This window comes from Paenibacillus oralis (assembly GCF_003863965.1).
Lineage (GTDB): Bacteria > Bacillota > Bacilli > Paenibacillales > Paenibacillaceae > Fontibacillus > Fontibacillus oralis.
The window spans coordinates 2,541,812-2,556,095 of sequence record NZ_RRCN01000001.1 but is presented as its reverse complement, the minus strand read 5'-3'; the positions used below and the strand labels follow the sequence as shown (position 1 = coordinate 2,556,095).

General features: G+C 54.6%; 9 protein-coding genes. 2 read left to right on the top strand and 7 right to left on the bottom strand.

The window, feature by feature from the left end; translation table 11 throughout:
* The first annotated feature begins 144 nt into the window (after positions 1–144).
* A complete protein-coding gene (locus tag EHV15_RS11805) occupies positions 145–1,902 on the top strand; it encodes a putative bifunctional diguanylate cyclase/phosphodiesterase (RefSeq protein WP_246061495.1) in 1,758 nt (585 codons plus the stop codon).
* A gap of 101 nt (positions 1,903–2,003) precedes the next feature.
* Here the strand turns inward: EHV15_RS11805 and EHV15_RS11800 are convergent, their stop codons facing one another.
* The 7 genes from EHV15_RS11800 to EHV15_RS11770 all read right to left on the bottom strand — a co-directional run bounded on the left by EHV15_RS11800 (position 2,004) and on the right by EHV15_RS11770 (position 12,978).
* Complete coding sequence (locus EHV15_RS11800) at positions 2,004–3,302, bottom strand: MFS transporter (RefSeq protein ID WP_128631370.1); 1,299 nt, start codon at positions 3,300–3,302, stop codon at positions 2,004–2,006.
* A gap of 33 nt (positions 3,303–3,335) precedes the next feature.
* Positions 3,336–4,238 (bottom strand): polysaccharide deacetylase family protein, encoded by a 903-nt coding sequence (locus tag EHV15_RS11795; protein WP_128631369.1) that lies wholly within the window; start codon positions 4,236–4,238, stop codon positions 3,336–3,338.
* A 502-nt stretch (positions 4,239–4,740) separates the two neighbouring features.
* Positions 4,741–5,565 carry a GNAT family N-acetyltransferase gene (locus EHV15_RS11790; protein ID WP_128631368.1) on the bottom strand — a complete coding sequence of 275 codons (825 nt, stop codon included), beginning with the start codon at positions 5,563–5,565 and terminating at the stop codon, positions 4,741–4,743.
* Complete coding sequence (locus EHV15_RS11785) at positions 5,562–6,560, bottom strand: glycosyltransferase (protein WP_128631367.1); 999 nt, start codon at positions 6,558–6,560, stop codon at positions 5,562–5,564. Before EHV15_RS11785 ends, EHV15_RS11790 begins: the two co-directional genes overlap by 4 nt.
* Positions 6,561–6,628: 68 nt before the next feature.
* Positions 6,629–7,591: a phosphotransferase gene (locus EHV15_RS11780; protein ID WP_246061493.1), complete on the bottom strand. Its 963-nt coding sequence runs from the start codon at positions 7,589–7,591 to the stop codon at positions 6,629–6,631.
* A 161-nt stretch (positions 7,592–7,752) separates the two neighbouring features.
* Positions 7,753–12,072 (bottom strand): copper amine oxidase N-terminal domain-containing protein, encoded by a 4,320-nt coding sequence (locus EHV15_RS11775; protein WP_246061491.1) that lies wholly within the window; start codon positions 12,070–12,072, stop codon positions 7,753–7,755.
* A 246-nt stretch (positions 12,073–12,318) separates the two neighbouring features.
* The gene (locus EHV15_RS11770; RefSeq protein ID WP_246061925.1) at positions 12,319–12,978 is read right to left on the bottom strand and encodes an MOSC domain-containing protein; all 660 of its coding nucleotides are present in this window, start codon (positions 12,976–12,978) and stop codon (positions 12,319–12,321) included.
* A gap of 224 nt (positions 12,979–13,202) precedes the next feature.
* Here EHV15_RS11770 and EHV15_RS11765 point away from each other — a divergent pair, with 224 nt between their 5' ends.
* Positions 13,203–13,616, top strand: coding sequence for a hypothetical protein (locus tag EHV15_RS11765; protein ID WP_128631365.1), 414 nt, complete (start codon positions 13,203–13,205; stop codon positions 13,614–13,616).
* Positions 13,617–14,284: the final 668 nt, after the last annotated feature.

Below are 14,284 nucleotides of genomic sequence, written 5' to 3'. Positions count from 1 at the left end.
ACTAAAGAAATCCATTGCTTTCCTCCTTATGACGCATGTATGATGAGTATATAAGTTTTTGTTACGGATGTTCTCCCGTATGCCGGACATCGTCAGAGTTCTTGTTAACACCATTTGCGGTTCATTTCGAGGAGGCTTTTAAAAGTGGACGACCAGCTAGCCTATCCATCCAACTTTGAGTCAATCATCGACGCCTCGACGCTGCTGCGCGCCATCGATTTGATGGGTGTGGGGCTTGCGATTACCGACCCTCGTTTGCAGGACAACCCTCTCGTATATGTAAATCGGGGATTTGAGGAAATCACCGGCTATTCCCGCGAGGAAGTTTTACTGCGGAATCCCCGGTTTCTTCAGGGTGCGGAAACGAACAAAGAACAGTTGGAGGTTATACGTCAAGCTATCCTAAGCGGCCGACCGTCGACCATCACGATCAAAAATTACAAGAAAGACGGCAGCACCTTTTGGAATCAATTTACCATTAGCCCCATATTGGATTCGGATGGGGACCCCCTTTATTTTATCGGGCTTCAGCTCGATGTCACCCAGGAAATGGAGGAACGTCGAGCCTCTACGGAGCAGATCCGCCAACTCTCGAATTTAGATCCGATCACCCGTTTGTTGAACATGAGCCGCTTCCGGGAATTGATGCATGCTGAACTCCTCAAGGCGGAATCCGAGAAAAAAACCGCGGCCGTGTTTCACGTCAACCTGAACCGGTTCCGGTATATCAATGAAAGCTACGGAGAGAGCACGGGAAACGAACTGCTCTGGCAGGTCGCCGGCCGGCTGCGGAGCTCCTTCGCCGAAGAAACGCTGATGTGCCGCAGTTTTGCCGACGAATTTATCGTGCTTGTTTCCGACATATCCGATCCTTTGTTTATACATACTTTAGCGCTCGGTCTGAGCGATGCGCTTCATGAGCCTTACGTTTTGGCCGGGGAAGAAATTCAAATCGGTTTCGGCATGGGCATCAGCCTTTTCCCGGACGACGGTCCCGATGTCACCCAATTGTTAAAGCACGCCGAGCTTGCTCTAAAGGAAGCTAAGGAGGAAGCGCTTAACGGACCGCACTATTTTGACTACTACTTAATGGACAAGCTCCTAGAACGGGTTTCTTTAGAGCAAAAAATGGCCCGGGCGCTTGCGGATGGGCAGTTTGAGCTGCATTTTCAGCCCAAGGTGGACTCCGCCACCGTGAACCTTACCGGTTACGAAGCGTTGATTCGTTGGAAGGACCCGATCCAGGGCTATATCCCGCCGAATACGTTTATTCCGATCGCCGAGGATACCGGGTTTATCGTCGAATTGGGAGAATGGGTGCTGCGCGAGGCCTGCCGGGCCAACAAACAATGGCAGGACAACGGCTTTCCGAAGCTGCCGATCTCCGTAAATGTATCCGCTGTCCAATTCAGGCACCCCCAGTTTTTGCGCACCGTCGAGAACGTGCTGAAGGAAACGGGGCTGGCGCCGCAGTATCTGGAGCTGGAGGTCACGGAGTCGCTGCTGAACAATCCGGTGATCATTAAAGAAACGCTGGTCGCCCTGCAGGAGCGGGGAATTTCCCTCTCCGTCGACGATTTCGGCACGGGTTATTCCTCCATCAACTATTTGAAGTCCCTGCCGCTGCAGGTGCTGAAAATCGACCGGGCGTTCATCCAGGAGACCCCTTGCTCCGAACGGGACAGCCTGCTGCTGCTCTCAATCATTCAATTGGGGAAGTCGCTGGGCATGACGGTTTTGGCCGAAGGGGTGGAGACAAAGGAACAGTTCGATTTTTTGCAAAAACATGGCTGCGACCAAATTCAGGGGTTTTATTACAGCCGCCCTCTAAACGTTTCCGATATGGAAAAATTGTTGAAGGAGCGAAAAATAAATCCGCTGGATCATATGGATTCGGCATGAATTAAAATGATAACGGCAAGGCCGGCGGAATGAAGATTCCTCCCGGTCTTGCCGTTTTTTATTTTCGCCGCCGGCGGAATGTACATGATCCCGGAGAGCGTTCAGCGTTTCTTGGTCTGGCTCCTCCCGATTGGATAGAAGTAAAACAGGCACAGGGCCAGCAGCATGGAGGCGGCGGGAATGCCGCTCATCATCCAGCGGATGCCGGCAATCACGGAGTCTGGCTGCGTCGCTTGACGCGCGGCGTAACCGCTCAACTCCAAAATCAAGCCCATGCAGCCCGCCTGCAGGGACACCCCCCAGCGGACGATAAAGCCGTTCATTCCAAAATACATCCCTTCCCGGCGGGCGCCTGTCCTTCGCTCATCCTCGTCGATCACCTCAGACAACATCACGTCCAGCAGCACCAGCAGTCCGGCAAGACCGAACCCGACGGCGGCGGCAACGATAACGCTGGCGGCCCCCGTTATGAGACCGAACGGGAGCAAGGCGATCAGATAGCAGCCGGCCGCCGCCATGATTCCCCGCCGCGGCCCTGATTTTGCCGTAATCCGCCCCCACGCAAATACGGACGGGACGGCTGAGAGGAATATGGCGCCGAGCAGCACGGTGTTAAAGCTTTCGTCCCGTTCCAGGACATATTTCGTAAAAAAAGGAATCCCGGCGGGCAGCAGCGCAAACGTAAACTGAACGAGAAAGCTGCCGAGGACGTACAGCATAAAAGCGCGGTTGCTGAGCGTATAGCGAATGGCCGCAGGCAGGCGGAACGCCGCCTGGGGGGAGCCGGGATTCGTCTCCCGGCTCCCCCAAAGCGACAGGGCCAGAAAAGCGGCGGCGACCGCGGCAAACGCCGCGCCCATCCCCCCGAAGCCGATTTGCGAGTACACCAGCGGCGGAAGCGCGACGCCGATGATCATGCCAACGATGCCAAGCATCTGCCGCCATGACGAGACGTAGGCACGCTCCTCCATCGTTGGAAACATTTCCGGGAACAAGGCGGAATAATTCAGCACAACCGTTACAAACAGCACATCGTACAAAAAGACGGCCGCAACGAAATAAGGCAAGGCGGCATCTCCCGCCGCCGGAGGGATCCATAACGCGGCAAAAACCGCGGCCAGCGGAAGCAGCCCGAACGCGATATAAGGGATGCGCCGGCCGAAGCGCGTCCGCGTCCGGTCGGACATATGGCCGAGGAGCGGGTTCAGCACCGCGTTCAAGGCGCCATGCGCCACCATGGCCAAGCTGATCCACGCCGGCCGCACGCCAAGCACATCCACATAGTAATAGACCAGATAGGCCGCAAAGGCTTGAGACAGCAGATTCACGGCCAGATTGCCCGAACTGTAAGCTACTTTCCGCAGTTCCGGCCTGGATGCATGGGCGTTAAACCGCTTCATCCGTTCCCCTCCCCCATTGGCCGCTCATGTGCATTAATGGCGCTGCTGAAGCTTCCGCAAATCCCGCCACCGGATCATGACGATTCCTTCCGAGTTTATGGTTTGCTGCACCTCCGGATCGCGGAACAAGTCAAAATCCCACTGCCGCTTCTCCCACTCCCCGTGAATCGCCTTCAATTCCTCCGACGCCAAAGCCGGATGAATAATGATCTCGGAGACGCCGGGACGCAGGGTCCGCAGCGCGCGGATCATGTCCCGTTTATAGCTTTCGTACGTTTCCCCCGGCTGCTTGCCGAAGGGAAGGCCGATCAAATGGTCCAGGATCACGACGCCCATCCGGTCGGCGAGTTCGGTCGCTTGCCGGGCCATCGCGGCGGCTTCCGCCGGCATCTTGCCGATATCGGGCAGCGCGCGCGGCATGCGAAACGGCAGTCCATAGCGGGCGCAAACCTCAAACACGGCGTCAAGGAAATGATGCCCGGTCGCAAGCCCATACAAACTGCCCATATGGTTGTCGAGATGGGTTGGCGCAAGCCCCAGCGCCAGCGCCGTTTCAACCTGGTTGACCATCTCCAGGCGAACGTGATGGCGGGCGGCCTGCCGTTCAAACGAGGCGGTATCGGCGGGAAAATATCCCTCCTCCGTCACAAGCGTGCTGACATCGCCGTTCCTCGTGACCGGTCCCCATTTATAGCCGCTCCATTCGCTGGTAAACGTCAGATGCACGCCAACATCGTATTCGGGATGCGCGGCGCTCCAGGCGGCCGCCTCCTTGGCCCAGCCGCAAGGAATCATCACGGTGGCCGAGGATACGGCCCCTTCCTTCAGCAGCTGCATAATAGCCGCGTTTTCGGCATGGCACATGCCGAAGTCATCCGCGTTAACAATGAGCAGCTTCGCCCCCGGTTCATAGCCCAACTGTTCGGCCAATGTCATCGCCAAGCCTCCGTTTCGTCAGTGGATTTAATCGAAGCGCTTACATTAAGAATAGGAATCGCGGTTATTGATCCAAGAATAACCAAAGATCAAGCCAGCTCTTCCTGAAAATGTATTCGTCCGCCCATTCGAACATTCCTGCTTGCAGCAACGCGACATATTGGCCGCCCATTAGAATTGTCGCGTTTGCCGCGCCGTACGCATACGCCAGGTCTCCCGAAACCCGGTCATTCCGTCATCCCGCCACTCTTATTGGAAAGAATCCAATAGATTGACGGAAGTTGCACGCTTTTTCGAGCTCTAATTGGAGAAAATCCAGTAGATTTCGCTCAAACCACCCATTTTACGCCCTTCCGAGCCTCATCTATTGGAAATTATCCAATCTAGCCGCTGTATATACCAATAATTTTCCAGTTCTATTGGATATTTCCAATGGATAGGCGACTTGGGCCGATCTTGGGGCTGATCCAGTCCAGTACTTACGAGCCAGTCCCCCTCCCCGCTATTTGCCAATCCGATAATGATATCCCGACACGGCGGAAAAACCGAGCTTCCCATACAACTCCAGCGCCGGGGCGTTCTTCTCAAGCACTTGCAGATACATCCCTTCCGCCCCCGCTTCGGCCGACCAGACTGCGAGGGTGATCAGCATCCGGGCGGCCGCTCTCTTGCGGCGGTGGCGCGGATCGACGACGACATTGCTGATTCCGGCCCAGCCGGCCTCGATCACCGCCGTGGCCACCCCTATCGGCTCCCCTTGCCCTTGATCCACGATCGTAACAAATGCTTTAGGGGAAGGCATAGCGGCAAAGATCGACCTGTAGCCCTCACGCCGTGATTCGGGGAACCCTTCCATCCGTAAAAAATCGTCCAACCACGGCTCGCTCGCCTCCGGCGCAAGGATGACCCCGCCGTTCGTGATGCGGAGCCCTTCTGCCCCTTCTGTCAGGACCATTGCTGGACAAACAAGCCCCAAGTCTTCGGCACGCTTTATGATGTCCCGGCAGGAAGCCGTCAGCAGCAGACAGCTCATCACCTTCTCATATCCCGCCGCCGCGAGCAGGCTGTCTAACTCCGGTGGCGAGTACTCACTCACATGAAAGCAGGTCGGCAGCCCGCGCTCGCGATAGAAACGCTCCACCTCCTCCAGCCAATCCCCTTCCGGGAACGGGCCTGCGGCAAGCACGCTGTTGGCCCGCCTCGTTACACCGTCATTCGCCCGAAGCTGCCAGGAACCGAGAGGCCGCAGCTCGCGCGGCGGCCAGCCGCTAGCAGCAAGTTCCTCGAGCCGGCGGCCGAGGCCGCTATCCGTTATCTGTCCGCTCATTTCAACCACCCCGCAAAAAAGTCGCGGTAGCCCTGCTTCATCACCGTGGCCGAAAATTTCGCAAAACCGTAGTCGCGGTTGTCAGCGGAATATTTCTGCGGCGAGGCCGCCGCCATATTGACCAGTTCGAACCAATTTTGCTCATTGCCCGCGAAGGCGTGGCGGGAACTGATATGGTCGTAGCAGGGATGCTCGGGTTTGACGACGATTTTTCCCATCGCCAGCGCTTCGGTCAGCGGCATGGCAAACGTATCGAACTTCGAGCAGCTCCAATACACCTTCGCCGAATTCATCAAAGCGAAAACTTCATCCTGGGAAAGAGCAAACCGCAGGGTAACATTGCTTGGGATGTCGTATTTTTTCACGCTCTCCCGGTAACGCTCCCCGCCGAAAACCATGATGACGTCCTTGTCCGGATTTTGCCGCGCATACTCCAGTACCAGGTCCGGGCGCCGGTTTTCCTCGTCCCGCCCGATCCAAAGCACCCGGTTATTCACGATGGCCGCCGGATCAAAATGCTTCCGCGCCAGCGCCTCGTCAAAGCCGATCGGGATCACGTTGACGTCCGTCACCCCGAACACGTCACGAAGCTGCCGCCGCAAAAACTCGGTCTGCACGACCGCCTTGTCCACGATCCCGTAAAACGGCTTCATCATTTCGTAGCCGGTCAACGCCGGATCGGGAAAACTGTGCGGGAACAGTACGCTGTTTTTGATGAACATTTTGAGAAACGTAAACCCGGAGACCGTATAGATTACGTGCTCGATGCCCTGGGCGTAAATTTGGTCCAACACGATGTCGTAATTGACCAGATCGCCTTTTTCATGCTCGTATCCCGGAATCCAGTCATGTCCGCTGACATGGCGCTCCGGTGAAATAAAAACGATCTCGACGCCAAGCTCCGCCGCGATATTCCGCAGCCGTTCCGCAAAAACCCGTGGTCCCTGCGCCTCGGCAAACTGGATTTTCCGCATGACCAAACCGACTTTTTTCATATGATCCCGCCTTATTTTCTATGTGAATTACCGTACTGCTTGCAAACTTCCGTCTACCCGGGCCCGCGCTAACTCCCCATAAGAGCCAGGCAGCCGGCCAAATTAGCCGCCGCTTCTTCACGCTGCGCCAACAGCCGTTCCCGCGGCCATACACCACTCTCCCGCCCAAGGTCGCCCTGAATCAGCAGCAGCATCCAAAGACCAAAAAGCGCGGCAAAACTTGCGTATTCGCGGACAAATGCCCTCCGCTCCCACCCGGCGCCGTAAAGCCGGGCTTGTCCCAGATACTCGCCGAGGATCGACTCCCGGTCGGAAGCCGTCATTCGCTTCGCAAACATCGGATGCGACATGTCGATCAGGTGAAAGAGATCCCAAAACGGTGAGCTCAGGTGAGCGTGTTCCCAATCCAAAATATACAACCGCCCCTCATCCGTAATGGCGTAATTCCCTTGGTGAAGATCGCCGTGCGACAACACCCGCGGCCCGCCGAACCGTTCTCCCTCACAAGCTGCGCGAGCCTCGGTGAATATTCCGGCCGGCTGCTCAAATCCAAGCTCGCTTAAAATCGCGGCAGCCTCGTTTTGCCGGTCCAAAAGCTCGGCGGCGATGATCTCGATGCCGGGCTTGGGCCCCTGCATGGATAGGCCGCTCCATTCGGCCGCCGGACGGCTATGCCACCACGCCATCCGCTCCGTGACCTTCAAAGCATTCCCCAGCCGGTAGGCATGCCCCAGAGGGCCAAGATCCTCAAAAATCGCCCAGCCGGCCGCTCCCTTTCCTTCCCCGGAGGTCGCCAGCATCTGCGGATAAATCGGCGGGAAGAAGGGCAGTACATGCCTGTATACCCAAACTTCGCGATCGATCGACTCGCCGTTCGTTACCGGCTTAAAAATGCAGCTTTGCCCCTTCACCGGATAAAACCGTTCCACAAACCTGCCGTTCATCCCCTGGTAAAGCGGCTCTCTTCTCCATATTTTGCTGTCGTCGAGCGTTCCTTCCGCCCGGACAAATTCGTGCAAATTCCCCATCATGCCGATTCCCGTTTCCCCACGTTTTCTTTAGGGTACATAAAATTTTAAAAGAATGTCAAACGGTTACCGTAATTTTTATTTAGACGTGCAAAGAGCGGCCCAAAATTGGACCGCTCTTCGCTTTTATTTATTATGCTGCCTGGCAGCAGGCGTCATTCCGCTTACGGGGTCGGCTGTGCCGCTCCCGCAGGCTGGGCTGCCTGTACCTGCGGATAGGCAAAAGGTGCAGACAAATTATATTTCTTCGCATTTGTCATATCGGGTACCGACAAGATATAAATGCTGTAAGCCGATTGGGTGTTAATCGCTTGCCCTGTGAAATCCTGGGCGAGCTTAATGTTGGTTAACGGCCCTGCTTTGGGTACCGCAATGCCTTTATCCTTAGATGCCTCCGCTGACGCAAGATCGATGGAACCGCCGGATGGAACGGCGAGAATAACATAGGAAGCGATTTTTTCAGCGTTCTGCGGCGCGGTGAAACTCACTGATATCCCGGTAGCATCGGATTGAACCGATGCCTGGCTTACCCTCGGAACCGTTACGTCCTCTAGACTCGTCGTTAATTTAAATGGATTGGAAGCGGCGGACAAAGCATTTTCGTATCCGGAGCCCGCTTTCGTTACCGTAAGCACGAACAACTGATAATTCGTCCCCGTATTGATCGCATTCCCAAATGCGTCTTTGGTTTTCTGCAGCTTGAGCGAGACATTGGACCCGTTTGGTTTTACCTGGGTGTAATTGTCCGCTAGCGTTACATTGTTGGCGCTCGCCAAATTGAAAGTGGCGGCTTGGGCTTGCGGCACGGCCATAATCCGGTATTCCTCTATATTGCTTTCGTTGCTCAGTTTATTGAATCCGACCGAGATATCGTTAACTACGTTCGTATTCCCGATGATGTCGGCATACAATCCGGTCACAGCCTCTGCGACTTTGGTTTCGGTCTTTAAAGTAATCGCGCTTGATGCTGAAGACAAGGCGTTTTTTCCCGAGAATTTACCACCGCCTGCCGACAGAACGAACACATTATAGCTTACGCCTTCGCGGATCGTTTCCCCGTCAATGTCACGAGCATTCGCGTCCAACACTTTCGTCAACGTGTTACCGTTCTTGTCTACAGACGTATAATTTGCGTTGGAAACCTCATTGGCCTTGGATAGATTAAAGCTTCCCGCCTTCGATGATTTGACCGCCATGATCCGATAGTGGCCGATGTTCGTTTCATCCGCGGCCCGGTTAAACGACACCTGCAGAGCGCTGTCTTTACCATTATCCTTCACATCGCTGACCGTCAGATTCGAAACGGCCTCGATTTGAGCTTGCATCGACAGCGTAATGTCGCCGGATGCATTCGACAGCGCGTTCGTGCCTGAGAGACTGCCGCCGCCTGCCGTCAGGACGAACACATTATAGCTTACCCCTTCACGGATCGGTTCCCCGTCGACGTCACGAGCGTTCGCGTCCAACACTTTTGTCAGGGTGTTTCCGTTCTTGCTAACGTACGTATAGTTTGCTTCGGCCACCTCATTGGCCTTGGACAGATTAAAACTGCCCACCTTCGGCGATTTGACGACCATAATCCGGTAGCTGCTGACATTCGTTTCATCCGCGGCCCGGTTAAACGATACCTGCAGATCACTGCCGTTGCCGTTATCCGCCACATCGCTGACCGTCAGGTTCGAAACGGCCTCAATTTTGGCTTGCTTCGACAACGTAATCTCGCCGGATGCATTCGACAGCGCGTTCGTGCCCAAGTAATTGCCGCCGCCTGCCGTCAGGACGAATACCTTATAGCTTACCCCTTCGCGAATCTGTTCCCCGTTAACGTCACGAGCGTTCGCGTCCAATACTTTCGTCAATGTGTTTCCGTTCTTGCTGACGTACGTATAGTTTGCTTCGGCCACATTATTGGCCTTGGACAAATCAAAGCTGCCCGCATTCGATGATTTCACGACCATAATCCGGTAGCTGCTGACGTTCGTTTCATCCGCGGCCCGGTTAAACGATACCTGCAGATCACTGCCGTTACCGTTATCCGCCACATCGCTGACCGTCAGGTTGGAAACGGCCCCAATGTTGGCTTTCTTCGACAACGTAATCTCGCCGGACTCCTTGGACAGCGCGTTTGTGCCCGAGTAATTGCCTCTGCCTGCCGACAGGACGAATACCTTATAGCTTACGCCTTCGCGGATCAGATCCCCGTCGACGTCACGAGCGCTTGCGCCCAGCACTTCCGTTAACGTATTCCCATTCTTGTAGACGCGCGTATAGTTATTGCTTGAAACGTTATTCGCCTTGGGCAAAGTAAAGCTGCCCGCATTCTTCGATTTGACGACCATAATCCGGTAGTGGTCGATGTACGACTCATCCGAAGCCCGGGTGAACTCGACGCGCAGATCGCGGCCGTCTCCGTTATCCGCCACATCGCTGACCGTCAGATTCGAAACGGTCCCCACTCTGTTGCCATTCTTCAGCGTAATCTCGCTGGATGCATAGGACAGCGCGTTGGAGTAACCGCTTTTGCCTACCGACAGAACAAACACCTTGTAACTTACGCCATCTTTAATCAGATCTCCGTCGACGTCACGGGCGTCGGAGCTCAGCACCTCAGACAGCGTTTTTCCATCTTTGTAGACGCGTGTATAGTTTCTGCTGGAAACGTCATTCGCCTTGGACAATGTAAAGCTGCCCGCCTTCGATGATTTGACGACCATAATCCGGTACTGGTCGATGTACGATTCATCCGAAGCCCGGGAGAACTCTACCCGCAGATCGCGGCCGTCTCCATAATCGTCCACATCAGTGGCCGTCAAATTCGAAACGATCTTAACCTTACCATTATTGCCGCTGCCGTTGCCCCCTCCGCTGTAGCCGTTAACCAGCGTTATCGAGCTCGATGCCGAGGACAGGACGTTGGCGTTTGATCCGCTGCCTACCGCCATAACGAACACCCGGTAATTCACGTCATTGCGGATCCAATCCCCGTCGACGTCTCTGGCGCTGGAAGACAAACGGTAATTGCTGATGTTGTATCCCGTTTTGCTGACTTGCGTATAATTGTTGCTCGATACGTTATTCGCCTTCGACAGGGTAAAATCGCTGTAGTTTTTGCTCTTCACGATAAAAATCCGGTAAGAGCCGATTTTGGATTCATCGTTCACCTTCGAAAAGCTCACCTGCAAATCCCGGCCGTCCCCGTAGTCGTTCACGTCCTCCACTTTGGTGACCACAGGGGAATTCAAGGAGCCGCTGTCCAGCTTGATCGAAGACGATGCCGCCGACAGCTTGCTGGCATTAACGTTCGGATTGCTGCTGACCGACATCACAAACACGGTGTACGCTACTCCGTTTTTGATATATTCGCCGGACGTGTCGCGGGAAGACGAAGTGAGATCCACGCTGAGCTTTTGGCTGCTTCCGGACTTGTTAACGACCGTTGAATAAGAGTCTGATATATTGTTTGCCGTCTTCAGGTCAAATTTGTACGCATCCGCAGTCTTCACGACGAACACGCGATAGTTCGCGATGTGATTTTCTCTTTGCGCCCGCGTAAACTCGACGCGCAGATCGCGGCCGTCTCCATAGTTGCCGATATCGGAAACTATGACATTCGTAGCCGCCGCTACCGAGTCGCGCTGCAGCGTAATGGCCGGTGAAGCGTTAGACAGGGCTGCTTGGCCGCTCGTTTTGCCTACCGCCAATACGAAAGCGACATAGGATTGATCTTCCCGGATGTATTCACCATCCACATCCCGCGAGTTGGACGTAAGCGTAACTACGGGATCCGAACCGGTGGGATACAGGGACGTATAGTTTCCGGACGATACGTTCTTCGCCGCGGCCAGACTGAAGCGGGACACATTGGCCGACTTAACGATCAGAACGCGGTAATGGTCTACCCGTGATTCATTGTAGGATTTGGAGAAGCTGACTTCCAAGTCGCGGCCGTCTCCGTTATCCCCGATATCACGCGCGTAAACATTGACTACCGGATTCGGTGCGGTTGCGCTGCCGCCGCCTCCGACGCCTCCACCGTTGCCGCCGCTGCCGCCGGAGCCCGACGTGGTAATCGTGACGATTTTCGTTTTGTTGGTATAGCCCACGCTCTCGCCCAGCGCCTCGCTGACGAAACGGACGGGAACCATCGTTGTGCCCCTTAAGTTTTGCGCCGGAACGTCAAGTTTCACGGTTTTGTTGTCGATGGTCGCCGTTTTCGCTTTGATTTTGAGCTTAATCGTCGTGCCGTTCTTTTGCGCCGTTACCGTTTGCGATTTTTGGTTCCAATTGATCGATGCGCCCAGCGCTTCGAAGATAGCGCGCATCGGCAGCATTACCCGGCCATTGATGGCAAGCGGTGCCTGTTTAGTCGCCAACCGGCTGCCGTCGATATAAATGGAGATCGGTTTGGCCGCTTGAGCCGGCGGCGGTTGCAGCAACGGAACCGCTATTATCGCAGCTAAAATTCCAGTCCAAATTTTCTTCAACAAACTCATCCTCCCAAATTCCTAATCGTCAAGTGGTAAATCATTCCTCACCAATCAATGACGAACCGGAACGGAAAAAAGTTTCCTATTTTGGTTTTTTTCCAAAAAAATATTATGGGGATATGGGCCGCGCTCGCCGCCATTAGATGAAAGCAAAAAAATCCGCCCTCCCTTTTTAAATAAATGGGAAAGCGGATCTTCCTCCGCGGTAAATTGGCGTATGTATTTTCCCGCTCCGTCCGTTCACTAGGCTTCTGCCCGCTGAAGCCGGGCGGTCAACGTCTCGCGCCAGCTGGCCGACAAAACGTCCACCTCCAGAATGCGCTTCAAACCGTCGGCATTTTCTTTGTCCACATGCATGATCCGATTGGCAAAAGACAGCGTCACGCCCGCCGGATGCCTTTCGAGCAGCACCAGCGAATCGCCAGGACCTACCCGCCCCTCCTGCACCACCCGAAAGTAGTAGCCGGTATAACCGGTCTGCTGGACTTTCAAGGGGAGTTCGGGGACTCCGTGTTTGACGCCTAATTTGAAGCATGGCTGTCTTGGCTGGCTGACCTGGACCACCGCTTCACCCAGCCGGAACGTATCCCCGATGCAAATGTCGTCCTCCAGCATCCCTTCCGTCGTTAAATTTTCGCCAAAGGCGCCGAAACTCAGCGTAATTCCCAGCTCCCGCTCCCAATAGGCGTATCTTTCAAAAGGGTACACGCAAACGGCTTTATCCGCGCCGCCATGATGAACGAGATCAGCCTGGCCGTCCCCCGCAAAATTCAGCGCCGAAAGATGCAGCGGACCGGAAACCGGGGTTTTGTATATCCCTGTCGCAATTTCCTTGCCGGAGTGCTTCACCTGCGCCGGTTTTCCCACATTGATCGACCGGATCGCTACCATTTGTTCCGTCATAACCACACCATTCCCTTCTGTTTTGGAAATCCGATTTCCCCTGCCGATTGGCTCCTGCCGGACCATTCATGAAACCCATTATACAGACTAGGCTTGCACCAACACCACCCCGAATTCGGAAAAGAGACTGAAACTTCTCGAGGGGCTTATTCGTAATAGTAATAGTTATGACAATGACAAATCCAAACAACAATCCAACCACCCGATCGGAGAGGATCTCTCATATGAAACTGAAAAAAGTCGTCATCGTCGGCACCATAGCCGTCGTTATTACCATCAATCCAAGCTTATCCGGCTATCTGACCAGCATCGCCTTTGCGGCCCACGCCTCCAAGGCATCCAGTCTTAGCACCGCAACGCTGAGCCCCCAGAGCGAGTTGAACAATGTGCTAGGCGTCTCTTCGGACAAGGAAGTCTACGACGCCCTGCTCGAAGGCCAGTCGCTGGCCGATATCGCCGAAGCTCATGGACAGAATGCGGATAGCGTCATCGGCCTGCAAATTAAGGAAATGCAGGAGCAGCTGCAACAGCGCCTGGAGCAGGGGAGCCTGACGCAGGAAGCGTACGAACAGCAGCTCCGGGAAATCCCTGAGCTTATCGCGGGCAGCGTGCACAGCCAGTACAACATTTTGACGTGACCGCGACTATGGAAGGGCGCCCCCTCCCGCCGAAAATAAAGAAACTTTTTGCCCTTATTTCGGCTATTGGGTGCACGCTGGCGGCAATAGTGGATTTATTTGTCCTTATTTTTCTGTATCGGAGCGAAAAACCGGCAAATGGCTTACCCGCCATACAAATAACGGCATAATTTTCCTCTATTGTGTGCAAAACCTCAGAACCGCAGAAAATAACGCCATTTTTTGTGCTTATTTTGACTCAAAACCGAAATCGGGGGTAGACAGGGGCTGAATGAAACGATTCGGAGTACGTGTGGATGTACGTGAGTCGGCCTGACAGACCCTATTGACCTTATTGGGCCTTTCCGGACACATTTGGGGCTGTTTTTGAGCCGTGCCCGGGCAAAAAAAGTTAGACGCTCATAAGTAAAACGCCTGACGGCGTGCTTTAATGGCCCTGACTTCTACTTTGGAGCGATTGGAGGGATGGGTTCCCATTCCCTCTTCGGTTCTTTGAGTAACCATCCCCTTTTTTCATGAACAGTAGCACCCGAGTACCTCGGCCCTTTTCAATCTGTAGTCTACATCCAGTGGACGTTGCTCTAACGGACACCAGTGACCTTATCCGCCCATTTCCCGGGTATTTCCCAGCATAACGGACACACATGACCCTATTTTGCTCTAAACCC